Source organism: Streptomyces boncukensis (assembly GCF_011045075.1).
Classification (GTDB): Bacteria; Actinomycetota; Actinomycetes; order Streptomycetales; family Streptomycetaceae; genus Streptomyces; species Streptomyces boncukensis.
The window spans coordinates 1-23,825 of sequence record NZ_JAAKZZ010000055.1 but is presented as its reverse complement, the minus strand read 5'-3'; the positions used below and the strand labels follow the sequence as shown (position 1 = coordinate 23,825).

The window sequence follows — 23,825 nt, the reverse complement described above, 5'->3', positions numbered from 1 at the left end:
CTTCCGGGAAGGGCCGCCGGACCGGTGCGCTTCCGGCCTGCCCGGCAGCACAATGGGACGGTGCGCCAGGAAGAACACGACGACAACGCCGGGACCGCCGCCGAGCCGATACCCGTGACCCGCGACGTGCGCGGCGGCACCGCGCGGCTGCTGCCGGACCTGGACCGGCCGCGGGCCTGGCTGCTGACCGTGGACGGCGCCCCGCAGTCGTACGTCGACCTCGACGACCCCGGCCATCTGGAGTTCGAGTACGCCCGCCGCGTCGGCCACGCGCTGGACGCGGCGGCCGGGCCCGGTGAGCCGCTGGACGCGCTGCACCTGGGCGGCGGCGCGCTCACCCTGCCCCGCTATGTGGCCGCGACCCGGCCCGGCTCCCGGCAGCGGGTCGCGGAGCCGGACGCCGAGCTGGCGGCGTTCGTGGCCGAGCACCTGCCGCTGCCCGACTCCGCGGCCGTCACGGTGTGCGCCGCCGACGGCCGCGCGGAGCTGGAGGCGGCCGAGCCTGGCTCGTACGACGCCGTGCTGGCCGACGCCTACGGCGGGCCGCACGTCCCCGCCCATCTGACCACCCTGCCCTACGCGCACGCGGCGGCCCGCGCGCTGCGCCCCGGCGGCGTCTACGCGGCCAACCTCGCGGACGCGGCGCCGCTGCGGTTCGTCGCCTCGCAAGTGGCCACGTTCGGCGCGGTCTTCGAGCACCTCGCGCTGCTCGCGGAGCCGGCGGTGCTGCGCGGCAGGCGGTTCGGCAACCTGGTGCTGCTCGCCGGCGACGCACCGCTCCCGCTGGCCGAGCTGACCCGCCGCTGCGCGGCCGACCCCTTCCCCGCCCGGGTGACCCACGGAGCGGAGCTGGAGCGGCTGCGCGGCACGGCGGCCCCGGTGGCGGACGGCGACGCGGTGCCGTCCCCGCGCCCTCCGGACGGCGCGTTCAGCATCGGCTGACCCCGCCGGGAGCACGTCCGCACCGGAGGGGCGTCAGCCGCGCGGCTCGTCACCGCCGTTGGGCGCCTCGTAGTTCCGCAGGGTGCTCAGCATCTTCTGGACCGTCTTGTCCGGGATCTCGTCCTTGACGCCCGCGTCCGTGTACAGGACCCAGATCGCCAGGTCACCGTTGGAGTTGATCCAGGAGGCGGTGACGACCTTGGCCTCGGGAGGGGTGCACTTGTCCTCCTTGGGCACGTTGGTGAGCTTCGCGGTGGCCCAGTGCCCCTTGATGCCGTTGTTGTTCTTGAACGGCTTGGCGCCGCTCTCCCGGAGCGTGCCCTTCTGCTCCTGGTCGTATCCGGCCAGGGCGAAGTTCTTGGCCGCGATCGTCGCGGCCTGCTCGGTGTCCTTCGACCCCTTGGCGCCCTTGGTGCCCACCGCGGCGCGGCTGCTGTTCTTGCACCACTCGCTCTTGAAGTAGGCGGGGGCCGACATGGCGACGAGGACCTTGCCCTTGTCCTTGGCCCGGTCGCTCTCGAAACCCGTGATGGTGCCGGTGCTCGCGAGCTTCCAGTCGTCGGTCCTGGGCACGTCGAAGGCCGAGTACCACTTGGGGTTGACGACCGTCTGCCAGCCCGCCACCTGCGGCTTGGAGGGGTCCTTGGCGTCGGCTCCGCCGCCGACGCCGCCCGGCTCCTTCGAGGGCTCCTTGTCCTTCTTGGCGTCCTTCTTGTCCTGGTCCGGCGTCGCGCTGGCGGACGCCGAGGAGCCCCCGCCCGCCTCGTCCTTCGTGTCGTCGCTGTCCCGGAGCACGAGGAACCCGGTGGCCGCCGCGCCGGCCACGGCCACGGCGGCGACGGCCGAGATGACGACGGTCTTCTTGCTGCCGCCCCCGCCGCTGCCCGGCTGCTGCGGGGCGTGCGGTCCGCCGGGCGCGCTCGCCGGTCCCCACTGCCCCGACCCCGGCTGGCCGGGCCCACCCGGTTGCCCAGGCCCCGGCTGTCCCGGCTGGCCGTAGCCGGGTTGCCCGTAGCCGGGTTGCTGCTGGCCGGGTTGCTGCTGGCCGTACCCGGGCTGCTGGTACGGGTTCGGCTGCTGGTAACCCGGCTGCTGGTACGGGTTCGGCTGCTGCGGGTTCTGCTCGCCCCCGGGCTGCTGCTGTCCTGGCCACATGGCCGACCACCTTATGGGGCACGGCTCCCCGGGGCCACGCCCGCCCGGGCTTCGGTACCGACCCGGTACATGACAGGAACTGGGCACCCGTAATTACTCAGTGGTAACGTACGGCCATGTCCGCGCAGACCCAGCCGCCGCTCGGCGACATGATGACCCAGACCGTGCCCATGGTCCGCACGCTCAACCTGGAGTTCACGGAGGTCGGCGCCGAGCGCGCGGTCGTCGTGCTCCCCGACCAGGGCGCGTTCCACAACCACGTCGGCGGCCCGCACGCCGGTGCGATGTTCACGCTCGCCGAGTCGGCCAGCGGCGCCGTCGTGCTCGCCGCGTTCGGGGAGCAGCTCTCCCGCGCCGTACCGCTCGCGGTGCGCGCGGAGATCGGGTACCGGAAGCTCGCCAAGGGCCCGGTCACCGCCACCGCGGAACTCGGACGCGCGGCCGCCGACGTCGTCGCCGAGCTGGACGCGGGGGAGCGGCCGGAGTTCCCCGTACGGGTCTCGATCGCCCGCGAAGACGGCGCCGTCACGGGCGAGATGACCATTGTGTGGACCCTCCGTCCGAACGCCTGAACGTTCACGCGGGTGAGCGAACAGATCGAGTAGGCTGCCCGGACGCGTGCTCCCGGCAGAGGCGCGCGTCCGGGCGCGCCGCCGTGGCCGCCGCGCCGGCGGAGCGCGCGCCGGGCGACCACGAGGAGGCACAGGGATGACGGAGCGGCGTGCGCTGATCGCGGCCGTGGGCGGCGCCGAGCCCGACCTCGACCCCACCGCGTTCACCGCGGCGACCGCGTGCGTGCTCGGCGAGGTGCGGATGGCCCCCGACTCCAGCCTCTGGTACGGCGCGGTGCTGCGCGGCGACGCCGAACGCATCGTCGTCGGCGCCGGGAGCAACATCCAGGACAACTGCACCGTGCACGCCGACCCCGGCTTCCCCGCCACCGTGGGCGCGGGCGTCACCGTCGGGCACAACGCCGTGCTGCACGGCTGCGCCGTCGAGGACGACGTGCTCGTCGGCATGGCCGCCACCGTGCTCAACGGCGCGCGGATCGGCGCCGGTTCGCTGGTCGCGGCCCAGACGCTGGTCCCGCAGGGCATGGTGGTGCCGCCCGGCTCGCTCGTCGCCGGGGTGCCCGGCCGGGTCAAGCGGGAGCTGACCGCCGAGGAGCGCGCGGGCATCAAGGCCAATGCCGCGGGGTACGTGGAGCTCGCGCGGCGGCACCGGGCAGTACGGTGACCGGGTGCGCATGCTCGGCAAGGCACTCTCGGCGCTGGCGTCCCGCGCGGTGCACCGCGCGTGGGGCGTGGCGCAGCGCGCCGGGGCGCTGAGCGCGGAGCACCCGGGCCCGCACGCCTTCCGCCGGATCGGCACGGGCACCCGGCTGGCGTTCCCGCAGGGCACCATCTTCGGCGCGCCCTGGATCGAGTTGGGCGACCACTGCGTCATAGGCCAGGACGTCACGCTCACCGCGGGGATGCTGCCGGGCCTCGACCTCGGGCCGGAGCCCGTGCTGCGGCTCGGTGACGGCGTCGTGCTCGGCCGCGGCAGCCATGTGGTCGCCGAGACCCGGGTGCGGATCGGCGACGAGGTGTTCTGCGGCCCCTATGTCTACATCACCTCGACCAACCACTCCTACGACGACCCCGAGCGGCCCGTCGGCAAGCAGTGGCCGCGCACCGAGCCGGTGGAGATCGGCGCGGGAAGCTGGCTCGGCGCGGGCGCCGTGGTGCTGCCCGGGGCCCGCCTCGGCCGCAACGTGGTGGTGGCGGCCGGCGCCGTGGTACGCGGCGAGGTGCCGGACCACGCGGTGGTGGCCGGGGCGCCCGCGCGGGTGGTGCGCCGCCTCGACCCGGAGACGGGCTGGCAGCCGCCGCTGCGCACCCCGCCGCCGGTGCCCGTTCCGGAGGGCGTCACCCCCGGTGAGCTGCTGGCGCTGACCGACCCGCCGGGCCGGGAGCACCGGGGCGGAGCGCGCGGCGCGGACTCCGGCACGTCCGGACCGCCCGGGGGCGGTACCGGGGAGGGGTGAGCGGGCACACTGGACTCGGCGCCCGGCGCGGCGCCGGAACCTGACGGAGGTGGGCCGTGAGCAACCGGACCCTGCGCGTACTGCTCGCCGCGGCCGTCGTGGTCCAGGGGTTCGCGCTGCTGCTGTACGCGCTGCGCCGGATGTGATCAGCCGGACGCCAGCAGCACGGTGCCCAGCAGCGCCAGCCCGGCGCCCGCCGTCTGCAGTCCGCGCAGCCGCTCCCGGAGCAGCCCGAACGCCGCCACCGCCGTGACGACGGGGTACAGCGACGCCAGGACGGCGGCCACGGTCACCGGGCCGTGCTGGGCCGCGATGGCGAAGGTGCCGTTGGCGGCCACGTCCGCCAGGCCGACGAAGACGAGTGCCGGGAGGGCGGCCGCGACCGCGCCGAGGCCGCCCTCCGGCAGCGCGGGCGTCCCGCGCCGCACGGTCGCGGCCAGCGCGCCGCCGCCCACCAGCACGTTGACCACCCGCTGCAGGAACAGCGTCAGGAACAGCCCCGGCAGCGTCGAGGACGCCTCCGCCACCAGGCTCATCGTCGCACCGAAGCCGAAGGCGGCCACGAGCGTGAGCAGCACCGTGCTCCGCTGGACCGGCCCGCCCCGCCCCTGGAGCCCGCTCGCCAGCACCACGCCGGTGACGGCGACGAGGGTGCCCAGCCCCTGGACGGCGCCGGGCCGCTCGCCGTGCAGCACCATGCCGACGCCGACCGGGACGGCCACGCTGCCGAGCGTGGCCACCGGCGAGACCACGCCCATGGGCCCGGCGGCCAGGGCGCGGTAGAAGCAGAGCATGGACACCGGGCCGATGGCCCCGGCCGCCACCGCGCACCACAGCAGCCGCGCGTCCAGCGCGCCCCAGGCGCCGGTGGCGGCGACGACCGCCCCGAGCACCAGCGCGGCCGCGCCCTGCGAGACCACCACCACGGTCAGCTCGCGCATGCGCTTGCTCAGCAGCCCGCCCCCGAAGTCGGCCAGCCCCCACAGCAGGCTGGTGGCCAGGGCGAAGGCTGCGGTCATGGTGGCGACCCTCCACAGTACAGTGAGCTGAACGATCGAGTGCAGCACACCGTAGTCCAGCAGGCTGCACTTTGTCATCCAGAATATTTGACGGTACGCGTGCCGGCCGCACGCTCCCCGACGACGGCAGGGAAGGCCCGGGAAGACCAGTGACGGACCTCGACCACCTCACACAGGCCCTCGCCCGCAACCTGAAGCGCTGGCGCACCGAACGGGGCTTCACCCTGGACGCCCTCGCGGCCCGTGCCGGGGTGAGCCGGGGCATGCTCATCCAGATCGAACAGGCGCGCACCAACCCGAGCGTCGGCACGGTCGTCAAGATCGGCGACGCGCTCGGCATCAGCATCACCACCCTGCTGGACTTCGACCGTGCGCCGCAGGTCCAGATCGTCCCTCCCGAGCAGGCCGTACGGCTGTGGTCCACCGAGGCGGGCAGCCACAGCACGCTGCTCGCGGGCGCCGAGGCCCCCGGGCCGCTGGAGCTGTGGTCCTGGCGGCTGATGCCGGGCGAGGGCAGCGAGTCCGACCCGCACCCCGCGGGCACCACCGAGCTGATCCATGTCGCGCGCGGCGAGCTGACGATGAGCGTCGACGGCACCGACCACGCCGTCCCCGCCGGGACGTCCGCGTCCTTCGAGTCCGCCGTACCGCACGGCTACCGCAACGACGGCACGGAGCCCGTCGAGATGACCATGGCCGTGCACGTCCCCCCGCCGCGCTGACGCCGTGGGCGTCCGCGTCGTACAGTGCGCCGTATGCGCGCGCCCATCGGAGACTTCGCCACCGCCACGCCGGCCCCGGAAGCGCTCGGCCTGCTGCCCGCGCCCGTCGCCGCCGCCCTGCGGACCTGGTCCGGGCCCGTCCCCGCGGACCAGCTGCTGCACGTCGACACCGACCCGGACAAGGCCGATACGGCGGCGTTCATCGAGACCTACGGCGCTGACCTGCTGCACGCCTCGGCGAACTGCGTGGTGGTCGCCGCCAAGCAGGGCGGTGAACGCCGCCTCGCCGCCTGCCTGACGCTCCCCGCCACCCGGGCCGACATCAACGGCGCCGTGCGCCGCCGCCTCGGCGCCCGCAAGGTCTCCTTCGCACCGCGGGAGGTCGCCGTCGGCGAGACGGGCATGGAGTACGGCGGCATCACCCCCGTCGGACTGCCAGCGGACTGGCCGGTCCTGGTGGACGCCGCCGTGGCCGCGCTGCCCTGGGTGCTGATCGGCAGCGGCGCCCGCCGCGGCAAGCTCATCGTCCCCGGCAAGGCCCTCGCGGCGCTGCCGGGCGCCGAGGTCGTGGAGGAACTGGCCCTCCCGCTGCCCGAGAGTGGCTGAGCGCTCCGGTCAGCCGCGCGGCGCCGACACGTCCAGCGAGAGCGCGATCGAGTGCTCGCGGAAGCCCAGCGACCGGTACATCCCCTCGGCCTCTTCGGTGGCGTGCAGATCGACGCGGGTGACGCCGAGCGACCTGAACCACTCCAGCAGCGCCTCGGTCGTCGCCCGCGCGTAGCCCCGGCCCCGGTAGCGCGGGTCGGTGCAGACGCTGAAGACGAAGCCGAAGCGACCCGCCGGGGAGACCGGTGCGGGGAGCCGCTCCTCCACCCGGCCCACCGCGCACGCCGCCAGATGCGCCGGGCCGGCGCCCGGGTCGCCGTCCACCACGAAGGCGCCCAGCCGGGGTTCCGGCCGGGCGAGCTGTGCGGCGGCCATCCGGGCCGCCTCCGCCTCCCACGGGCCGGACTCGTCCCGCTGGTGCATGGCCTCGAACATGATGCGCCGCAACCGCGCGATCTCCGGGGCGTCCGCGGGCACCGCCCGCCGTATCCCGCTCATGTGCCGACTCCAAGTCTCGTTCCGCGAACCCTCCCGGGAAGGGGTCCCTCGCCGTCCGTCGCGGGCCGCGGGCGGGCGGCCGCTCGCGCGGTCCCCCGCGCCGGCAGCGGTCAGCCCTCCAGCCGGGGAATCTCGATCGCGGGGCACCGGTCCATCACCATCTCCAGCCCCGCGGCGCGGGTCCGGGCGTACGCCTCCTCGTCGACCACCCCGAGCTGGAACCACACCGCCCGCGCGCCGATGGCCACCGCCTCGTCCGCGACCGCGCCCGCCAGCGACGCGTTCACGAACACGTCCACCACGTCCACCGGGAACGGGATGTCGGCCGGCGACGCGTACCCCCGCTCGCCGTGCACCGTCTCCGCACGCGGATGCACGGGCACGATCCGCTTGCCGTACTCCTGCAGCCGCGCCGCGACGCCGTACGCCGCCCGCGCGCGGTTGCCGGACAGCCCGACGACCGCCCAGGTGTCACCGAGCCCGGTGAGGATGCGGCGGACGGTGTCGTCGTCGCCGCGGTCGTCGCCGCGCATCGGGCGCATCGGGTACCTCCTGTCCGGGAGCGAGCCCATAGGCTGGGCGGATGCCACAGGACCAGCGCGCTCAGCCGGACCGCACCGCCCAGCCTACGGCGGGGGAGTACCGCACCGTCGCGGGGGAGGGCGTGCACGAGACGGAGATCAGCCGCTCCCGGTTCCTGTGCCACCTCGCACCGGCCGCCACCGAGGCGGCGGCCCGGGAGTTCATCGCCCGGATCCGCGCCGAGCACCCCGCGGCCAGCCACAACTGCGCCGCGTATGTGATCGGCGCCGACGCCGGCGTGCAGCGGGCCGACGACGACGGCGAGCCCGGCGGCACCGCCGGGGTGCCCATGCTCCAGATGCTGCTGCGCCGCGAGATCCGGTACGCCGTCGCCGTCGTCACCCGCTACTTCGGCGGCACCAAGCTCGGCGCCGGCGGCCTCATCCGGGCCTACGGCGGCGCGGTCGGCGAGGCCCTGGACGCGGTCGGCACCGTGCGCCGCCGCCCCTTCCGGCTGGTCACCGTCACCGTCGGGCACGAGCGCGCGGGCCGGCTGGAGAACGACCTGCGCGCGCGGGGCCACGACGTGCGGGATGCGCACTACGGCGCCGAGGTCGCCTTCGAGGTCGGCCTGCCCGCCACGGAGCTGGACGCCTTCCGCGCCTGGCTGGCGGACGCCACCGCGGGCACCGCCCGCCTGGAGCTCGGCGGCGCGTCGTGGCTTCCGGAGACCGGCACGGTCTGACACCCCGTCCGGAACCCGCGCCGCCTGGGACTACAGTGTCCCCAGCGAACTTCAGGGCGGCGGAGCGAGAGGGCACCGGGAGGTGCGGGTGGGGGCCGGGCAGTGAGATTCCTGCACACCTCGGACTGGCACCTGGGCCGCGGCTTCCACCGCGTCAGCCTGCTGGACGCGCAGCGCGCCTTCCTCGACCACCTCGTGGACACCGTCCGCGCCCGCCGCGTCGACGCCGTGCTCGTCGCCGGGGACGTCTACGACCGGGCGGTGCCCTCGCTCGCCGCCGTCGAGCTGTTCGACGGCGTCCTGCACCGGCTCGCCGAGCTGGCCGTGCCCACCGTGCTGATCTCCGGCAACCACGACTCGCCGCGCCGCCTCGGCGTCGGCTCGGGCCTGATGGACGCGGCCGGGATCCATCTGCGGACCGACCCCGCCGGGTGCGGCACCCCGGTGCTGCTGCACGCCGCGTCCGGTCCTGTGGCCTGCTACGGGCTGCCCTATCTGGAGCCCTCGCTCGCCGGGCACGCGCTGGGCGCCGACGGCGCAGGGCACGCCGCTGTCCTCGGCGCGGCCATGGACCGGGTGCGCGCCGACCTGGCGGCGCGCCCGGAGGGCACCCGGTCGGTCGTCCTCGCGCACGCCTTCGTCACCGGCGGCGAGGCGTGCGACAGCGAGCGGGACATCGCCGTCGGCGGCGTCGCCGCCGTGCCCGTCTCCGTGTTCGACGGCGTCGACTACGCCGCGCTCGGCCATCTGCACGGCTGCCAGCGCCTCACCGACCGGGTGCGCTACTCCGGCTCCCCGCTCGCGTACTCCTTCTCCGAGGCGGGCCACCGCAAGTCCATGTGGCTGGTCGACCTGGACGAGGGGGGCGCGGTGCGCGCCGAGCGCGTCGACTGCCCGGTGCCCCGCCCGCTCGCCCGGCTCCGCGGCCCCCTGGAGGAACTGCTGGAGGACCCCGCGCTGGAGCGGCACACCGGCGCGTGGGTGGAGGCCACCCTCACCGACGCCGCACGGCCGCACGAGCCGATGGCCCGGCTGGAGAAGCGCTTCCCGCACGTGGTGAGCCTCCAGTTCGACCCCGAGCGCGACGAGCACGGCCCGGCGGTGCCCTATGCGCGGCGGCTGCGCGACCGCACCGACCGGCAGATCGCCGAGGACTTCGTCGCGCACGTACGCCCGGGCCGCGCGGCGGACCGTCAGGAGCGGGCGATGCTCGGACAGGCCCTCGACACCGTGCGCGTGGCCGCGCAGGGCGACGGCGGACCCCAGGACGGCGAACCGCACAGCGGCGCACCCCGCGGCGCGGCGGCGCGGCCGGGCGGGACGGTGACCGGTTGAGGCTCCACCAGCTGACGCTCACCGCCTTCGGCCCGTTCGGCGGCACCCACACCGTCGACTTCGACGCGCTGTCGGCCGCCGGGCTGTTCCTGCTGCACGGCGCCACGGGCGCGGGCAAGACCTCGGTGCTGGACGCCGTCTGCTACGCCCTGTACGGCGGGGTGCCCGGCGCCCGCCAGCAGCCCGGCGGCGCCCTGCGCAGCCAGCATGCCGACCCGGACACCCGTACCGCCGTCGTGCTCGACCTGACCGCCGGCGGCCGCCGGCTGGAGATCACCCGCAGCCCCGACCAGCTCCGGCCCAAAGCCCGCGGCACCGGCCTGACCCGGGCCCGCGCCCACGCCGCGCTGCGCGAGTGGGACCCGGCCGCGTGCACATGGACGCCGCTCAGCCGCTCGCACCAGGAGATCGGCGAGGAGGTCGGGCAGCTCCTGGGCATGAGCCGGGACCAGTTCTGCCAGGTCGTCCTGCTGCCGCAGGGCGACTTCGCGCGCTTCCTGCGCGCCGGGGCCGAGGACCGCGCCCGGCTGCTGGGGCGGCTCTTCGACACGGGCCGGTTCGCCGCCGTCGAGGAGGAGCTCGCCCGGATGCGCAAGAGCGCGCAGCGCGAGGTCGCCGAGGGCGATGAGACGCTGCTCGCGCTGGCCCACCGGATGCGGCAGGCGGCGGGCGACACCCCCGAGCTGGGGGAGGGGCCGCCGGTCGCTGACCTGGGCACGGTGCCGGCCCAGCGCGGCCGGGACGGCGAGCCCCGGCCGGCCGCCGCACTCGCACCCGGCGACCCCGGCCTCGCCGATGCCGTCCTGGGATGGGCGGCCCTCGCCCGCGCCTACGCGCGAGAGCGGAGGGACGCCGCCGGACTCGCCCTCAGCGCGGCCGAGGAGGAGCACGAGACGGCTCGTACGGCGCTGGCGGAGACCCGCGAGTGCGCCCGCCGCCAGGAGCGGTACGGCACGGCGCGGGAGCGCTCCGCCGAGCTGGCGGCCCTCGCCCCCGAGCGCGAGGCCGCACGGCAGCGGCTGGAGCGGGCCCGCGCCGCCGAGGCCGTCACCCCCGCGCTCGCCCTGCGCGTCTCCGCGCACGACGGCCACCTCGCCGCCGCCACCGCCGAACGGGACGGCAGGGCCGCGCTCCCGGCCCCGTACGCGCAGGCGGCCCCGGCGCGCCTCGCCGAGCTGGAGGGCGAGCTGCGCCAGGAGCTCGGCGCGCTCGACGCCGCCCGCGCGGCCGAGCACCGGGCCGCCGAACTCGACGCCGGGCTCGCCGCGCTGGACCGCGAGGCACGGGCCGACGACGACCTGCTGCGCGAGGCCGAGGAGTGGCTCGACGGCTGGGAGAGCGAACGTGCCGCGCTCCGGGCCCGGATCGACGCGACCCAGGACGCCGCCACCCGCGCCGAGCGGCTCGCCGGGCAGCTCGCACCGGCCCGGGAGCGGCTGGACGCCGCCCGCCGCCGCGACCGGCTGGAGCGGGAGGCCGCCGATGCCGAGGCCGCCCTGCTGCGCGCACGCGAGGACGCCGCCGCGGCGCACGAGCACTGGCTCGGCCTCAAGGAGGCCCGGCTGCGCGGTATCGCGGCCGAGCTCGCAGCCCGGCTCACCGCGGGCGAGCCCTGCGCCGTCTGCGGCTCCCCCGACCACCCCGACCCGGCCCGCGCGGACACCGGGCACGTCGACCAGGCGGCCGAGAGCGAGGCCCTCGCCGCGGCCCAGCGCGGAGCGGAGCACCGCGAGAGAGCGAGCGGCGAACTGGCGGCGCTGCGCGAGAGCCACGCGGAGGCCGCGGCCGCCGCCGGGCCCGGCAGCGCCGGCCGGCTCGCCGCCGCGCTCGACGAGCTGGAGTCCGCGCACCGCACGGCGCACACCGAGGCCGCCGGCGCGCACCAGGCGCGCGAGGCCCTCGACCGGGCCGAGCACGAGCACGCGCGCCGCCTCGCCGAACGGCAGGGCGCCGCCGAGCGCGCCGCGGCCCGCGCCTCGCGCCGCGAGGAGCTGCAGCGCCAGCGCGCCGCGCTCGCCGAGCAGATCGCGCAGGCGCGCGACGGGGCCGGAAGCGTCGCCGAGCGCGTCGCCGCGCTGGAGCGCCGGGTGGAGCTGCTGGCCTCGGCCGCCGCCGAAGCGCGCGCCGCGCAGACCGCGGCGCGGCAGCTCAAGGAGGCCGACGCACAGCTCGCCGACGCCGCCTTCCGCGCCGGTTTCGACACCCCCGAGGAGGCCGCAGCGGCACGCCTCCCCGAGCCCGAACAGCGCGCCCTGCGCCAGCGGCTGGAGCGCTGGCGGGCCGACGAGGCCGCCGTCGAAGCCGACCTCGCGGATCCGGAGCTGACCGCGGCCGCGGCCCGGCCGCCGGCCCGCGTCGACGCCGCCGAGGCGGCGGCCCTCCGGGCCGAGCAGCGGCTGCGGGCCGCCTCCTCAGCCCGCGACGCGGCCCGCGCGCGCTGTGCCGAGCTCGACGCTCTGGGGCGGCGCGCCGCCGACGGGGCCCGCCGGCTCGCGCCGCTGCGCGGCGGCTACGAGCGGGTGGCGCGGCTGGCCGGGCTCGCCGCGGGCACCTCGGCGGAGAACGAGCGGCGGATGCGGCTGGAGTCGTACGTCCTCGCGGCGCGCCTGGAGCAGGTCGCGGCGGCCGCCAGCGCCCGGCTGGCCCGGATGTCCCAGGGCCGCTACACCCTGGTCCACTCCGACGAGCGGGCCGGCGGCCGCGGCCGCTCCGGCCTCGGACTGCACGTGGTGGACGCCTGGACGGGAGCCGAGCGGGACACCGCGACGCTCTCCGGCGGCGAGACCTTCTTCGCCTCCCTCGCGCTGGCCCTCGGCCTCGCCGACGTCGTCACCGACGAGGCGGGCGGGACCCGGCTGGAGACGCTCTTCATCGACGAGGGCTTCGGCAGCCTGGACGAGCAGGCTCTGGATGAGGTGCTGGACGTGCTGGACGGGCTGCGGGAGCGGGACCGCTGCGTCGGCATCGTCAGCCATGTCGCGGACCTCCGCCAGCGGATCCCGGCCCAGCTGGAGGTCGTCAAGTCGCGGCGGGGCTCCCGGCTCCTGCACCGCGCGGGTCTCTCGGCGGGGTGAGCGGGGCTCTTCCCCGGATCCGGGGGAGGGCTGCCCGTGCGGGGCGCGGGTCGTGAGGGCCCGCGCCCCGCTGCGGCCGGCTCACAGGGCCGACAGTTCGGCCTCCAGGTCGTCGAGGCCCAGCGAGCCCTGGGACAGGGCCGCCATGTGCCACTGCTTCAGGTCGAACGCGTCGCCGCGCGCCCGCCGCGCCGCCTCCCGGCCGCGCAGCCAGGCCCGCTCGCCCAGCTTGTAGCCGATCGCCTGGCCCGGCATGCCCAGATAGCGGACCAGCTCGCTCTCCACGAAGTCCGCAGGGCGGCCGCTGTGCAGCCCGAAGAACTCCTGCGCCAGCGCGGGCGTCCAGCGTTCGCCCGGGTGGAAGGGCGAGTCGGACGGGATCGGCAGTGCCAGGTGCATGCCGATGTCCACGATCACCCGCAGCGAGCGCATCATCTGCGCGTCCAGATAGCCCAGCCTCCGCTCGGCCGTCGTCAGGAAGCCCAGCTCGTCCATGAGCCGCTCCGCGTACAGCGCCCACCCCTCGGCGTTGGCGCTGACCATGCCGACGGTCGTCTGGTAGCGGGAGAGCTGGTCGGCGACGTACGTCCACTGCGCGAGCTGGAGATGGTGGCCCGGCACCCCCTCGTGGTACCAGGTGGACACCAGGTCGTAGGCGGGGAACCGGGTCTCGCCCATGGTCGGCAGCCAGGTGCGGCCGGGGCGGGAGAAGTCCAGCGACGGCTGGGTGTAGTACGGCGCCGCCGCGCTGCCCGGCGGGGCGATCCTCGACTCGACGCGCCGGACCTTCTCGGCCAGCTCGAAGTGGGTGCCGTCCAGCTCCGAGATGGCCTGGTCCATCAGCCCCTGCAGCCAGTCGCGCACCTCGTCCACGCCCTCGACGGCCTCGCCGTGGGTGTCCAGATGGCCGAGCGCCTCCCAGGGGGTCCGCGCACCGGGCAGCACCTTCTCGGCCTCGGTGCGCATCTCGGCCAGCAGCCGGTGGTACTCCGACCAGCCGTACGCGTACGCCTCCTCCAGGTCCAGGTCGGTGCCGTTCCAGTAGCGCGCCCACAGCGCGTACCGCTCACGGCCCACCGTCTCCGGGGCGCCCGCGATGCCCGGCGCGTACACGTCACGCAGCCAGTCCCGCAGCTCCGTCACGGCGCGCGCCGCCTCACCGGCCGCCGCCGTCAGCTCGCCGCGCAGCCGCTCCGGGCCGCTCTCCACGAACCCCGCGTACCAGCTGCGCCCGGTGCCGGCGCCGCTCTCCCCGATCCACTCGGCGAACTGCCCGAGCATCGTGGACACCTGGCGGGGCCCGCCGGGCAGGCCGTTCGCCAGCCCCTCGGCCAGCGAGGCCCGGTACCCCTCCAGCGCCACCGGCATCGCCCGCATCCGCCGCGCGACGGCCGCCCAGTCCTCGTCCGTCTCGGTGGGGGTGAGGGTGAAGATCTGGTGCGCCGAGTGCACCGGGGTGTGCATGTTGCTGACGGCACGCAGCCCTTCCCGGGCCTCGTGCACGGCGAGCCCGGCGGTCAGCCGCTCGCGCAGCAGCCGGGCGCAGCGGCGCTCCGCGTCGCTGTCACCGCCGGGCCGGGCCTCCGCTTCGGCCAGCGCCTCCAGGGTGGTGCGGTCCAGGACCGCCTGCGCCTCCTGCCCGGCGGGCGAGAAGTCGGGCAGGAGGCCGTGGCTCTCGGGGACCCCGAGATAGGTGCCGGTGATCGGGTCGAGTTCGACGAGCGCGTCGACATAGGCGTCGGCGACCTGGCGCGGCAGCGGCGCCTCGGTGTTGGGATCGGACATGCGCCCATCCTGGTACGGATCGGGGCCCGCGTCACCGGCATTGCGGGAGTGGCGGCTGTCCGGCGGCTGTCAGCCGGGCCGTCACGACCAGGGTGCCCTCCTCGATCTGGTAGTCCAGCGGCAGTCCGAGTCCGCGCATCGCCGCGACCATGCCGGTGTTGCCGGCCTGCGTGACGGCGTACACGCTCTCGCAGCGCGCGTCCCGGGCCATCCTGGTCAGCCGCCGCAGCAGGTCGGCGCCGATGCCGTGGCGCTGCCACGCGTCCTCCACCAGCAGCGCCGCCTCGGACTCGTCGCCGTCCCACAGCAGGTGGCCCAGCGCCACCAGGTCCCCCGACGCCGACTCCACCGCGAGCGTGCGGCCGAAGCGCGGCGAGAGCAGGTGGTTCAGATAGCGGTCCGCGTCCCGGCTGGGGCCGTGGTAGCGCAGCGACAGCGTGCGCCGCGAGCAGCGCGCGTGCATCGCGCGCGCCGCGTCCAGGTCGGCGGCGTCCGCCCGCCGCACCGTCAGCGACTCCCCCCGGGGCAGCCGCAACTCGTCCCGGCCGCGCGGCATCCGCTGCCGGCCCAGCCGGGTGTCCAGCTCCACCAGCGCGCGGGCGCGCGCGAACTCGGTGGGGGTGAACGGGAGCTGCGGGCGCTCCACCACGATCTCCCCTCCGGCGGGGTCCGGCAGCCGCAGGACGGTACCGTCCAGCTCCCCCTCCCCGGACGCGGGCTCGCCCGCGTCCGGGGACGCGCCGCCCGGCACCGAGCGGACGGTGCACCGGCCCAGGAGCTGCCGCAGCGCGAGCGGCAGCTCGGCGCTGTCCAGCGCGGCGCGGGTCGCCAGGCCGAGCACCCGGGCCGGGGTGTCCACCAGGTCGTGTGCGTCGGCCCGCTCCGTCCAGGTGTCGCTGCCGCCCGCCTCGGCCGCCAGCCGCGCCAGCGTGCCCGGCTCCATGGCGGCGGGGGCCCGCAGCAGGAACTCGTCCACCGTGGACGCGCCCAGCGGGTGGGTCTGCAGGGTGAGGATGTCCACCCCGTGGCGGGCCAGCGCCGTGCACATCCGCGCCAGCGAGCCCGGCTCCTCCCGCACCGTGGTACGCATCCGCCACAGCGCCGTGGGCACGTCGCCCTCGGCCCCGCCCGCGGCGCGCGCGTCGGCGGCGGGCGCCCCGTCCGGCTCGCCGGCCTCCGTGCCGTCGGCGGGACCGGGAGCGCCCCCGGCCCCGGGCCCGGTATCCGGGGGCGCGGGCGGGGCGTGCGTGTGCCGGCGTGCCCACCAGGTGTGCAGGCCGGCCGTCGCCGCCAGCACCAGCGCGCACACCAGCAGGGTCACCGGCCCGTCGGGCGCGTTGACGACGGTCTTGGCCAGGGTGTCGGCGATCGTCACCGCGGTGAACAGGGCGGCCAGCTCGATCAGGTCCCGCCGCCAGTGGTGCTGCCTGGGTGTGTCAGTCATGGCGCCAGCATCCCGGACCGGCATTGCACGATCACAAACGATGTGTGACCGGGGAGTTAAGTGCACATCTGGCCAATTAGCGCCCTATTTGTCCGATCTGATGGTCCGATCTGGCGGGGCCGGGGCGCCCTTCCGCGCCGGTGCGCCCTCCCGCGGCGCGGCGGGCGAGTCGCCGGAGCACCAGGCCGCTGTAGCGCGCGTACCCGCGCTGGAAGACCGGCACCAGCGGGCCCGCGGCCCGTGTCCACCACACGCCCGGCCTGCTGTACGCGGTCACCGTCAGCCACACCGTGCCGTCCCCGTCCCGGTGCACGGTGAACGCCTCCTCGCCGCACTCCGGGTGTCCCGGCAGCGTGCCGTACGCCCAGCCCGCCCGGTGCGGCTCCTGAACCGCCCACACCACCCGGCACGGTCCGCGGACGCGCAGCGGACCGGCGCCGAGCCCGACCGTCACGGTCGCGCCCGGGGCCGCCCGCTCCGCGTCCGCCGTGATCCGCACGCCCATCCGGCGGTGCAGCCGCCAGGTCATCAGCGCGTGCGCCGCCGCGCGGAAGACGGCCTCGCCGCTGCCCAGCCGGGTGCGCACCCGCAGCCCGTTGAAGCCCGGCGGGGTGCCGCCCTGCGCCGTGGCGCCGACGGGGGCGTAGGTGAGCGGAGCGGGCGGCCCGGTCACCGGCGTGCGGTCACTGGCCGACGCGGCCGGGCTGGAGCACCTGGGTGAACAGCACGGCGCCGCCCTCCTCGCGCAGCCGTACCGTCATCTCGCCGCTGTGCCCGTCGATGTCCACCTGCCCGTAGAACTGGCCGCCCTCGGTGGGCGGGGTGTTCGGCTGCCGCGGGGCCTTGACGAAGCGCTGGTCCGGCCCGAAGGTCCCGTCCAGCTCCAGCGCGCCGAACCCGCCCGCGTTGAGCGGGCCCGAGACGAACTCCCAGAACGGCGCGAAGTCCTTGAAGGCCGCGCGCTCGGGATCGTAGCGCTGCGCACAGGTGTGGTGCACGTCGGTGGTGAACCACACGGTGCCGGTGATCCGCCGGTGCTTGATGTGCCGCAGCAGCTCCGCGAGCTGCAGCTCGCGTCCCAGCGGCGCGCCCGGGTCGCCCTGCGCGACGGCCTCGTAGTCCGTCCTGCCGTCCTTGACCACCAGACCCAGCGGCATGTCGGAGGCGATGACCTTCCACACCGCGCGCGAGCGCGACAGCTCCCGCTTGAGCCACGCCAGCTGCCGCGCCCCGAGGATGCCCTGGGCCTCGTCGGGCTGCCGGCCGGGGGAGTTGGGGTTGCGGTAGGAGCGCATGTCGAGCACGAACACGTCCAGCAGCGGCCCGTGCCGCACGACCCGGTAGACCCGGCCGTCCTCGTCCTTCGGCGGGAGCGTGGAGACGGGGAAGTACTCGCTGAAGGCGCGCCGCGAGCGCGCCGCGAGGGTGTCGACGTCCTTGACCGTGTACCGGTCGTCGTCCAGCAGTTCGCCCGGATACCAGTTGTTGAGCACCTCGTGGTCGTCCCACTGGGTGATCCACGGGACCTGCGCGTTGAACCGGCGCAGCGCGCCGTCGAGCAGGTTGTAGCGGAAGTTCCCGCGGAACTCCTGCAGGGTCTCGGCGACCTTCGACTTCTCCGGCGTCGTGACGTTCCGCCACACCTTCCCGTCCGGCAGCTCCAGCCGCTCCGGAATCGGGTTGTCCGCGTAGATCGTGTCGCCGCTGCACAGGAAGAAGTCCGGGTACAGCCGCCGCATCTCCGCGAAGATCGGGTAGCCGCCCCGGTCCGGGTTGATCCCCCAGCCCTGCCCGGCCAGGTCACCCGACCACAGGAAGCGCACGCTCTCCCGGCGCCGCGCGGGGGCGGTACGGAACGAGCCGTACACCGGCTTGCCGGTGCGCCGCGGGTCGTCCGGGTCGGCCAGCGTCACCCGGTAGTGCACCGTCTCGCCGGGCGGCAGGCCGTGCAGCGCCGCGCGCCCCGTGAAGTCCGTGTCCGGGCCCACCAGCGGGCCGTGCCAGCGTCTGGAGCGCCGGAACGACTCCGTCGCCGAGGTCTCCACCACCATGCGCGCCCGCCGGTCCGAGCGCACCCACACCAGACCCGAGGTCGCCGTCACGTCACCCGTCTGGACGCCCCACCGCGCGGCCGGCCTCCCGCGCAGCGCCTGGGCGGGGGCCGCGCCGGAGGCCAGCAGGGGGACCGACAGCGCCGCGGACGCGCCGAGCGAACCGCGCAGCACTGTGCGGCGCGCCGGGGCCGGACCGTTCACTTCCGGTCGATGAGCCATTCAGGGGCCTCCTTGAGCAGTCTCCGTCGGTCTCCGCTGTCTGCCGTCGCACAGCAGTACAGGGCCGGCGTGCCGAACACGCGAACCCACAGTGAACACCGACGCCGCACCGGACAGAAGGGTTCCGGGCCACCGCGCGGGGCCGCCGGGCCGCGGCGGGCGGCCCGGGGACGGCCGGACGTCACACGGCGGTCCGCGCCGTGTCCAGGATGACCCGCGAGACCGTGGCGGGGGCGTCGTTCATCGGCACGTGCCCGCACCCGCGCAGCCGTACGAGCCGGGCACCCGGCACCACCCGCTTCGCGCGTACGCCCTGACGCGGCACCAGCACCCGGTCCCGCTCGCCCCAGGCCACCGTCACCGGTATGTCCGGGAGGTCGCCCCGGAACAGCGCGCCCGGCCCGCGCCCCGCGGCGAGCGTCGGCCCGAACGCCGGGGCGTCGCGCAGCGCGCGGGTCTCGGCCAGCACCGCGTCGGGTGAACGGCGCCCGGGGCGCGCGTATATGGCGCTGGTCAGCAGCGCACGTCCGGCGGCGCGGCGCGCGAGGAACCGCACGGCGCCGTCCGGCATCGCCCGCGCCCCCGCGCGCAGGGTGCGGAGCACCCCCGCGGCGTAGATCCGTTCGGGCTCGGTCCAGAACCCGGCGGGGGAGAGCGCCGTCACCGAGCGCGCGGCTCCCCGCGCGGCCAGGCGCAGCGCGAGCAGCCCGCCCAGCGAGTTGCCCGCCAGATGCGGCCGCTCGGCGTCCAGCGCGGTGCACAGCGCGGTGAGCACCCGCAGCGTGGCCTCCCCGGGGTCCGGTGTGCCGTCGGGCAGCGGCGGTGAGGTGCCGAATCCGGGCAGGTCCGGCGCTATCACGTCGTACGAGGCGGCGAGCAGGGTGAGCACCGGCTCCCACGCCTGCCAGTGGTGGCCGAGGCCGTGCAGCAGGAGCAGGGGCTCGCCGCTTCCGCGCCGCTCGTAGCCGAGCTCGCAGGGCGGCAGCCCGGCGGGGGAGAGCAGCACGGTGTGCGGGGTGGTGCGAGCGGGCATGTGGGGCGCGTACACGGAGCGCATGATCCCCTCCTGCGCTGGGTGGTGGGAGACACCGTGTCAGCACGGGCCGGGAATCCGGAAGACCGCACGGGACGCCCGTTCGAGGACGAGGCCGCCCCGGATGGCATGATGAGCCCGTGGGAGCAGACGCGACTGAGGTGTTCGAGCAGCACAGGCCGTTTCTGGAGGGGGTGGCGTACCGCATGCTCGGCCGGGTGGCCGACGCGGAGGACGTCGTGCAGGAGGCGTGGCTGCGCTGGTCCGCCGCCGACCGCGGCGAGGTCCGCGAGCCCCGCGCGTACCTCGTGCGGATCACCACCCGGCTGGCCGTCGACCGGCTGCGGCAGATCCAGGCCCGGCACGAGGCGTACGTGGGCCCGTGGCTGCCCGAGCCGCTGGTGACCGACACCCGGGCCGAACCCGTGCCCGAGGGCGCCGACCGGGCACTGCTGTCCGAGTCGGTCTCGCTGGCCCTGCTGGTGGTGATGGAGTCCCTCTCGCCGCTGGAGCGCGCGGTGTTCGTGCTGCGCGAGGCGTTCGGCTTCCCGCACGCCGAGATCGCCGCCGCGCTCGGGCGCAGCGAGTCCGCCGTACGGCAGCTCGCGGGCCGCGCGCGGCGGCACGTCGACGAGCGCAAGCCGCGCTACGAGGTGAACGCCCGGCAGCAGCGCGATCTGACCGAGCGGTTCCTGGAGGCGGCCCTGGGCGGCGACCTCGGCGGGCTGCTCGACGTCCTCGCGCCGGACGCGCGGCTCGTGGCCGACAGCGGCGGCCGGGTGAAGGCGCCGCGCCGCGTCATGCACACCGCGGACAAGATCGGGCGCTTCATGGCGGCGATCGCGGAGGAGGGGCGGGACCCGCGCTTCACCTACACCATGCAGGAGATCAACGGTGTGCCCGCGGTGCTGGCCAGCTGGGAGGGCGAGCCGTACGGCACCATCCTGGTCGATGTCGCGGACGGGCGGATCCAGACCGTCTACATCATCAACAACCCGTCGAAGGTCGCCCGGCTCGCCGTCTCAGAGCCCTCCTGACACCCGCAGCACGGCCCCCGAGGTGAACGACGCCTCGGGGGACAGCAGCCAGGCGACGGCGTCCGCGATCTCCTCCGGCTCGCCGGGCCGCCGCGCGGGGGTGACCTCCGCCTTCTTCCAGGCCCGGTCCGGGTCGCCCATGGCGGCGTGCATGTCGGTGAGCACGGAGCCGGGCTGCACGGAGTTGACCCGCACGCCCTCGGGGCCGAACTCCTTGGCCAGTCCGACCGTCATCGCGTCCACGGCCGCCTTGGTCGCGGCATAGTGCACGTACTCGCCCGGCGAGCCCAGGGTCGCGGCGCACGAGGAGATGCTCACGACGGCGCCGCCCTGCCCGCCGTACGCCGTGGACATCTCGCGCAGCGCCCGGCGGGCGCACAGCAGCGTGCCGGTCACGTTCACGTCCACCACCCGGCGCATCACCTCGGTCGGGGTCTCGGTGAACCGGCCCAGCGGCCCGCTGATCCCGGCGTTGGCGACCAGCCCGGTGACCGGGCCGAGGCGCTCGCGCACGGTGTCGAACACCGTGTCGACCTGCGCCTCGTCGCTGGTGTCGAGGCGTACGGCGACGGCCTCGGCGCCCGCGGCGCGGACGGCCTCGGCGGTGCGCTCGGCCGCCTCGGCGGCGCGTTCGTAGCCGATCCCGACGCGGTGGCCCGCGCGCGCCAGGCGCAGCGCGGTCGCGGCGCCGATGCCGCGGCTGCCGCCGGTGATCACGGTGACCGGCTGCCGCCGGTTCTCGCGGGGGCGGGGCATGGAACCTCCAGATGTTTGATCGATGATCGATCATTACACCGGCGCCGTGCACCGACAAGCCCCCGTCACTCTGCTGATTGGTCTTGACCAAGGGTTAAGGCGGCCTTATGGTTCGGGCATACGCAAGAACCTTTAAAAAACAAGCACACAGAAACACCGCCGGACTCACGGGGATTGCGAGGCAAGGGTGGGGACCACGCAACTGGAGACGGTGCCGGAGCCGAAGTACTGGCACCTCAAGACCGTCCTGTCGGAGGCGCTGGACTCGGAGTTCGCGGTGGGGGAGATCCTGCCGAACGAGCGCGAGCTGGCCGCCCGGTTCGGCGTCGCCCGCGCCACGCTGCGCCAGGCGCTGGAGCAGCTGGAGCTGGAGGGCAGGCTGCAGCGCCGCAGAGGGGTGGGCACCACGGTCGCGCCCCCGCGGGTCGGCGTGGACGTCGGGCCCGCGCAGGGCGGCGCGCAGGGCTGGCCCGGCGCGCCGGGCGACGTGTGGCACACCGAGTACGGCGAGGAGGCGGAGCCGCCCGCGCCCGTGGCCCGGCTGCTCGGCGTCGGCGAGGGCACCGCCGTGCACGCGGTGTTCCGCAGCCGTACGAGCGGCGGCCAGCCGGTGGCGACCGAGGTGGTGTACGTCCCCGCCGGCTCCGTGCCCGAGCTGCCCGAGGCGCCCGGTGAGGCCGCCGAAGGCGCGGAGGGCGCGGCCCGCGGCCGCGCCGTGCTCCGCGAGCTGCACCGCCTCGACCTCGACGGCCAGGACCGCAGCGTGGAGCTCGGCTCGGCCCGCGCGGACGACGCGCGCCGCCTCGACCGGCTGCCCGGCGCCCCGGTGCTCGTGGTCACCACCCGCTACATCGCCGGCGGCCGCACGGCCGCGGTCGGCATCGCCACCTTCCGCGCCGACACCTGCCGGCTCACCTTCGCGGACAGCGGCGCCGTCCCCGCGCTTGTGGGCTGATCCGCTCTCGCGGGCTGGGCGGCTCTCGGGTGCTCCCGGCGCCGGGGCCGTTCACGCGCCGCACACGCGGGGCTATCATCAGTGGTCTCCGGCGCCCCGGCCGGCACGCGGGGCGCCGGTTCAGTCCGCGGTGTCGCCCTCGACGGTGAACAGTTCCTTCTCCACATGGTCGAGCGCCAGCCGCACCGCACCCGTCGCGGCCGCCGCCTCGCCGAGCCGGGAGAGCGTCACCCGGGGCGCGCGCAGGCAGTAGCGCTCCAGCTCGGCCCGCAGCGGGTCCAGCACCCCGTCCAGTCCGGAGGCCCAGCCGCCCACCACCACCAGCTCCGGATCGAGCGCCAGGACGAGCGCCGCCACATCGTGCACCAGGCGCTGGATGAAGCGGTCCATCGCGCGCCCGGCGTGCTCGTCTCCGGCGCGCGCCAGGGCGAAAACCTGTGCGACGGCGGCCTCGTCGAGCGGGTGCAGCGGCTCGTCCGTGGTGGACAGCAGCCGCTCGGGCGTGGCCTCCCGGCCCAGCAGGTGCAGCGCACCGATCTCGCCGGCCGCGCCGCCGAACCCGCGGTGCAGCCGCCCGCCGATCAGCGAGCCGGCCCCGGGGCTGAGCCCGGCCAGCACCATCACCACGTCGTCGCAGCCGCGCGCCGCGCCCTTCCAGTGCTCGGCGAGGACGCCCGCGTTGGCGTCGTTCTCGACCAGGACCGGGCAGCGGAACGAGCGCCGCAGCCGCTCGCCCAGCGGCAGCCCGGTCCAGCCGGGCAGCGCGGTGCCGAGCCGCACTGTGCCGTCGGCCTCCACGATGCCCGGCGTGGTGGCCCCGACCGCGCGCAGCGTGTCCCGCGAGACGTCCGTCCTGCGCAGCAGGTCGGCCACCGTGGCGCGGGCCCGCTCCAGCCGCTCGTCCGCCGAGGCGGTCTCGGCGACCTCCCGGGCCAGCGTGCCCGTGATGTGGCCGGTCAGGTCGGACACCACGGCAGCCACCCGGTGCGGTCCGATCTCCAGGCCCAGCACATGCCCCGCCTCGGCGCGGAACCGGAAGCGGCGCGCGGGGCGCCCCCGGCGCGCGGTGCCCCGCCCCTCGCCGGGCTCCTCGGCGGCCTCCTCCACCAGCCCCGCCTCGGCGAGCCCCTCCACCACGCCCTCCACCGTGGGCCGGGACAGGCCCGTGGCGTGCACCAGTTCGGTCAGCGTCAGGGCCCGCGGTTCGTCCGGACCGCGCAGCGCCCGCAGCACGACCGTGGAGTTGATCCGCCGCAGCAGCGACGGATCCCGTCCGGTGAGACTCGCCAACGTCCGCCTCCCTGCAGCCAGTGCGCGTGAGCGGATCGTAACGGGTCCACGCGATCACGGCGAGTGGCAGGGCTGCTGTCGTTTCCTGAAGGATTGTCAGTGGTAGGAGGTTCACTGGAGGTCATGGACCCTGACGCACTGCTCGCGGAGCTCGACCTGCTCCGCGCCCAGCCCGCCGCGCGCCTCGCCACGTTACGCGCGCCGGACCCGGGCGCCGACGCCGCCGACCTGCTGGACACCGCGTGCGCGCTCCGCGCCGAGCGGGACGCGCTGAGCGCGCGGCTCACCCGGCGCTGGGGCGAGCCGCAGACCTGGGACCTCACGCCGCTGCTGCACGGCGCCGCGGAAGGCCGCCCGGTCCCCGAGCCGCTGCTCGCGCTGTGCGGGTATGTGCCCGCGCTGACGGTCTGGTCGCCGGGCTCCCGCTGGGTCGGCCTCGGCGTCGCGGAGCCGGCGGACGCGGTCGTGCCCCAGCTGATAGCGGCGGTCGGGGCCGAGGGCGAGCCGCCGCCGTTCGGCTAGGGGGTGTTTCGAAAGCCCCGTGCGGCGCATGGGGCGTCCGGTGCGTGCTCTCGGCGTGCCGGGTGAAAGCCCTCGTACTGGGC

The 23,825-nt window shown here is 76.0% G+C and carries 23 protein-coding genes; 12 read left to right on the top strand and 11 right to left on the bottom strand.

The genetic code is table 11. From position 1 onward, the window contains the following. Window positions 1-60: 60 nt before the first annotated feature. Window positions 61-942, top strand: coding sequence for a spermidine synthase (locus G5C65_RS08395; protein ID WP_165298020.1), 882 nt, complete (start codon window positions 61-63; stop codon window positions 940-942). Between the two features lie 33 nt (window positions 943-975). Here G5C65_RS08395 and G5C65_RS08390 read toward each other — a convergent pair whose 3' ends face one another. Further along, window positions 976-2,097, bottom strand: a complete 1,122-nt coding sequence (locus G5C65_RS08390; protein ID WP_165298019.1) for a DUF8017 domain-containing protein — start codon at window positions 2,095-2,097, stop codon at window positions 976-978. Window positions 2,098-2,213: 116 nt separating this feature from the next. Here G5C65_RS08390 and G5C65_RS08385 point away from each other — a divergent pair, with 116 nt between their 5' ends. The 3 genes from G5C65_RS08385 (at window position 2,214) to G5C65_RS08375 (ending at window position 4,126) form a co-directional block, all read left to right on the top strand. Next, entirely contained in the window at window positions 2,214-2,669 is a 456-nt protein-coding gene (locus G5C65_RS08385) for a DUF4442 domain-containing protein (protein ID WP_165298018.1), read from the top strand. A 136-nt stretch (window positions 2,670-2,805) separates the two neighbouring features. Further along, complete coding sequence (locus G5C65_RS08380) at window positions 2,806-3,333, top strand: gamma carbonic anhydrase family protein (RefSeq protein ID WP_165298017.1); 528 nt, start codon at window positions 2,806-2,808, stop codon at window positions 3,331-3,333. A gap of 10 nt (window positions 3,334-3,343) precedes the next feature. Then, window positions 3,344-4,126, top strand: coding sequence for an acyltransferase (locus G5C65_RS08375; protein ID WP_165298016.1), 783 nt, complete (start codon window positions 3,344-3,346; stop codon window positions 4,124-4,126). Window positions 4,127-4,272: 146 nt separating this feature from the next. Here G5C65_RS08375 and G5C65_RS08370 read toward each other — a convergent pair whose 3' ends face one another. Next, window positions 4,273-5,145, bottom strand: a complete 873-nt coding sequence (locus G5C65_RS08370; protein WP_165298023.1) for a DMT family transporter — start codon at window positions 5,143-5,145, stop codon at window positions 4,273-4,275. 149 nt (window positions 5,146-5,294) lie between these two features. On the opposite strand from G5C65_RS08370, the gene G5C65_RS08365 reads away from it, so the two are divergent. Then, on the top strand, window positions 5,295-5,867 hold the full coding sequence (locus G5C65_RS08365) for a cupin domain-containing protein (protein ID WP_165298015.1): 573 nt from the start codon (window positions 5,295-5,297) through the stop codon (window positions 5,865-5,867). 33 nt (window positions 5,868-5,900) lie between these two features. Further along, entirely contained in the window at window positions 5,901-6,473 is a 573-nt protein-coding gene (locus G5C65_RS08360) for a YbaK/EbsC family protein (protein WP_165298014.1), read from the top strand. A 9-nt stretch (window positions 6,474-6,482) separates the two neighbouring features. Here G5C65_RS08360 and G5C65_RS08355 read toward each other — a convergent pair whose 3' ends face one another. Then, complete coding sequence (locus G5C65_RS08355) at window positions 6,483-6,971, bottom strand: GNAT family N-acetyltransferase (RefSeq protein ID WP_165298013.1); 489 nt, start codon at window positions 6,969-6,971, stop codon at window positions 6,483-6,485. Window positions 6,972-7,081: 110 nt separating this feature from the next. Beyond that, window positions 7,082-7,504 carry a CoA-binding protein gene (locus G5C65_RS08350; RefSeq protein WP_165298021.1) on the bottom strand — a complete coding sequence of 141 codons (423 nt, stop codon included), beginning with the start codon at window positions 7,502-7,504 and terminating at the stop codon, window positions 7,082-7,084. A 50-nt stretch (window positions 7,505-7,554) separates the two neighbouring features. Between G5C65_RS08350 and G5C65_RS08345 the strand changes: the two genes are divergently transcribed. From G5C65_RS08345 to G5C65_RS08335, 3 genes are all read left to right on the top strand, one after another. Continuing rightward, window positions 7,555-8,238 (top strand): YigZ family protein, encoded by a 684-nt coding sequence (locus tag G5C65_RS08345; protein ID WP_165298012.1) that lies wholly within the window; start codon window positions 7,555-7,557, stop codon window positions 8,236-8,238. Between the two features lie 102 nt (window positions 8,239-8,340). Next, window positions 8,341-9,573, top strand: a complete 1,233-nt coding sequence (locus G5C65_RS08340) for an exonuclease SbcCD subunit D C-terminal domain-containing protein (RefSeq protein ID WP_165298011.1) — start codon at window positions 8,341-8,343, stop codon at window positions 9,571-9,573. Continuing rightward, window positions 9,570-12,647 (top strand): AAA family ATPase, encoded by a 3,078-nt coding sequence (locus G5C65_RS08335; protein ID WP_165298010.1) that lies wholly within the window; start codon window positions 9,570-9,572, stop codon window positions 12,645-12,647. The genes G5C65_RS08340 and G5C65_RS08335 overlap by 4 nt, the downstream gene beginning before the upstream one ends. 81 nt (window positions 12,648-12,728) lie before the next feature. On the opposite strand, the gene G5C65_RS08330 is transcribed toward G5C65_RS08335, so the two are convergent. From G5C65_RS08330 to G5C65_RS08310, 5 genes are all read right to left on the bottom strand, one after another. After that, a complete protein-coding gene (locus G5C65_RS08330) occupies window positions 12,729-14,432 on the bottom strand; it encodes a DUF885 domain-containing protein (RefSeq protein ID WP_165298009.1) in 1,704 nt (567 codons plus the stop codon). Window positions 14,433-14,463: 31 nt separating this feature from the next. Beyond that, a complete protein-coding gene (locus G5C65_RS08325; protein ID WP_241265646.1) occupies window positions 14,464-15,876 on the bottom strand; it encodes a GNAT family N-acetyltransferase in 1,413 nt (470 codons plus the stop codon). Window positions 15,877-15,952: 76 nt separating this feature from the next. Further along, window positions 15,953-16,549 (bottom strand): DUF1990 family protein, encoded by a 597-nt coding sequence (locus G5C65_RS08320; RefSeq protein ID WP_165298007.1) that lies wholly within the window; start codon window positions 16,547-16,549, stop codon window positions 15,953-15,955. Between the two features lie 10 nt (window positions 16,550-16,559). Continuing rightward, window positions 16,560-18,149 carry an alkaline phosphatase D family protein gene (locus tag G5C65_RS08315; protein ID WP_165298006.1) on the bottom strand — a complete coding sequence of 530 codons (1,590 nt, stop codon included), beginning with the start codon at window positions 18,147-18,149 and terminating at the stop codon, window positions 16,560-16,562. Between the two features lie 181 nt (window positions 18,150-18,330). Beyond that, window positions 18,331-19,182, bottom strand: coding sequence for an alpha/beta fold hydrolase (locus G5C65_RS08310; protein WP_241265645.1), 852 nt, complete (start codon window positions 19,180-19,182; stop codon window positions 18,331-18,333). A 140-nt stretch (window positions 19,183-19,322) separates the two neighbouring features. Here G5C65_RS08310 and G5C65_RS08305 point away from each other — a divergent pair, with 140 nt between their 5' ends. Beyond that, on the top strand, window positions 19,323-20,219 hold the full coding sequence (locus G5C65_RS08305; protein WP_165298004.1) for an RNA polymerase sigma-70 factor: 897 nt from the start codon (window positions 19,323-19,325) through the stop codon (window positions 20,217-20,219). Here G5C65_RS08305 and G5C65_RS08300 read toward each other — a convergent pair. Continuing rightward, window positions 20,205-20,975 (bottom strand): SDR family oxidoreductase, encoded by a 771-nt coding sequence (locus G5C65_RS08300; protein ID WP_165298003.1) that lies wholly within the window; start codon window positions 20,973-20,975, stop codon window positions 20,205-20,207. The two genes, G5C65_RS08305 and G5C65_RS08300, sit on opposite strands and share 15 nt — an antisense overlap. A gap of 187 nt (window positions 20,976-21,162) precedes the next feature. Between G5C65_RS08300 and G5C65_RS08295 the strand changes: the two genes are divergently transcribed. Continuing rightward, window positions 21,163-21,930, top strand: a complete 768-nt coding sequence (locus tag G5C65_RS08295) for a GntR family transcriptional regulator (protein ID WP_165298002.1) — start codon at window positions 21,163-21,165, stop codon at window positions 21,928-21,930. Window positions 21,931-22,050: 120 nt separating this feature from the next. Here G5C65_RS08295 and G5C65_RS08290 read toward each other — a convergent pair whose 3' ends face one another. Then, a complete protein-coding gene (locus G5C65_RS08290) occupies window positions 22,051-23,220 on the bottom strand; it encodes an ROK family transcriptional regulator (RefSeq protein ID WP_165298001.1) in 1,170 nt (389 codons plus the stop codon). Window positions 23,221-23,343: 123 nt separating this feature from the next. Here G5C65_RS08290 and G5C65_RS08285 point away from each other — a divergent pair, with 123 nt between their 5' ends. Further along, the gene (locus tag G5C65_RS08285) at window positions 23,344-23,742 is read left to right on the top strand and encodes a hypothetical protein (protein ID WP_165298000.1); all 399 of its coding nucleotides are present in this window, start codon (window positions 23,344-23,346) and stop codon (window positions 23,740-23,742) included. Window positions 23,743-23,825: the final 83 nt, after the last annotated feature.

What these genes read in the sequence shown, in the direction of transcription:
- G5C65_RS08390 (WP_165298019.1), bottom strand. Translation starts at nt 2,097, where the DNA reads ATGTGGCCAGGACAGCAGCAGCCCGGGGGCGAGCAGAACCCGCAGCAG.
- G5C65_RS08385 (WP_165298018.1), top strand. Translation starts at nt 2,214, where the DNA reads ATGTCCGCGCAGACCCAGCCGCCGCTCGGCGACATGATGACCCAGACC.
- G5C65_RS08380 (WP_165298017.1), top strand. Translation starts at nt 2,806, where the DNA reads ATGACGGAGCGGCGTGCGCTGATCGCGGCCGTGGGCGGCGCCGAGCCC.
- G5C65_RS08375 (WP_165298016.1), top strand. Translation starts at nt 3,344, where the DNA reads ATGCTCGGCAAGGCACTCTCGGCGCTGGCGTCCCGCGCGGTGCACCGC.
- G5C65_RS08370 (WP_165298023.1), bottom strand. Translation starts at nt 5,145, where the DNA reads ATGACCGCAGCCTTCGCCCTGGCCACCAGCCTGCTGTGGGGGCTGGCC.
- G5C65_RS08360 (WP_165298014.1), top strand. Translation starts at nt 5,901, where the DNA reads ATGCGCGCGCCCATCGGAGACTTCGCCACCGCCACGCCGGCCCCGGAA.
- G5C65_RS08355 (WP_165298013.1), bottom strand. Translation starts at nt 6,971, where the DNA reads ATGAGCGGGATACGGCGGGCGGTGCCCGCGGACGCCCCGGAGATCGCG.
- G5C65_RS08350 (WP_165298021.1), bottom strand. Translation starts at nt 7,504, where the DNA reads ATGCGCGGCGACGACCGCGGCGACGACGACACCGTCCGCCGCATCCTC.
- G5C65_RS08345 (WP_165298012.1), top strand. Translation starts at nt 7,555, where the DNA reads ATGCCACAGGACCAGCGCGCTCAGCCGGACCGCACCGCCCAGCCTACG.
- G5C65_RS08330 (WP_165298009.1), bottom strand. Translation starts at nt 14,432, where the DNA reads ATGTCCGATCCCAACACCGAGGCGCCGCTGCCGCGCCAGGTCGCCGAC.
- G5C65_RS08325 (WP_241265646.1), bottom strand. Translation starts at nt 15,876, where the DNA reads ATGACTGACACACCCAGGCAGCACCACTGGCGGCGGGACCTGATCGAG.
- G5C65_RS08315 (WP_165298006.1), bottom strand. Translation starts at nt 18,149, where the DNA reads ATGGCTCATCGACCGGAAGTGAACGGTCCGGCCCCGGCGCGCCGCACA.
- G5C65_RS08310 (WP_241265645.1), bottom strand. Translation starts at nt 19,182, where the DNA reads ATGCCCGCTCGCACCACCCCGCACACCGTGCTGCTCTCCCCCGCCGGG.
- G5C65_RS08300 (WP_165298003.1), bottom strand. Translation starts at nt 20,975, where the DNA reads ATGCCCCGCCCCCGCGAGAACCGGCGGCAGCCGGTCACCGTGATCACC.
- G5C65_RS08285 (WP_165298000.1), top strand. Translation starts at nt 23,344, where the DNA reads ATGGACCCTGACGCACTGCTCGCGGAGCTCGACCTGCTCCGCGCCCAG.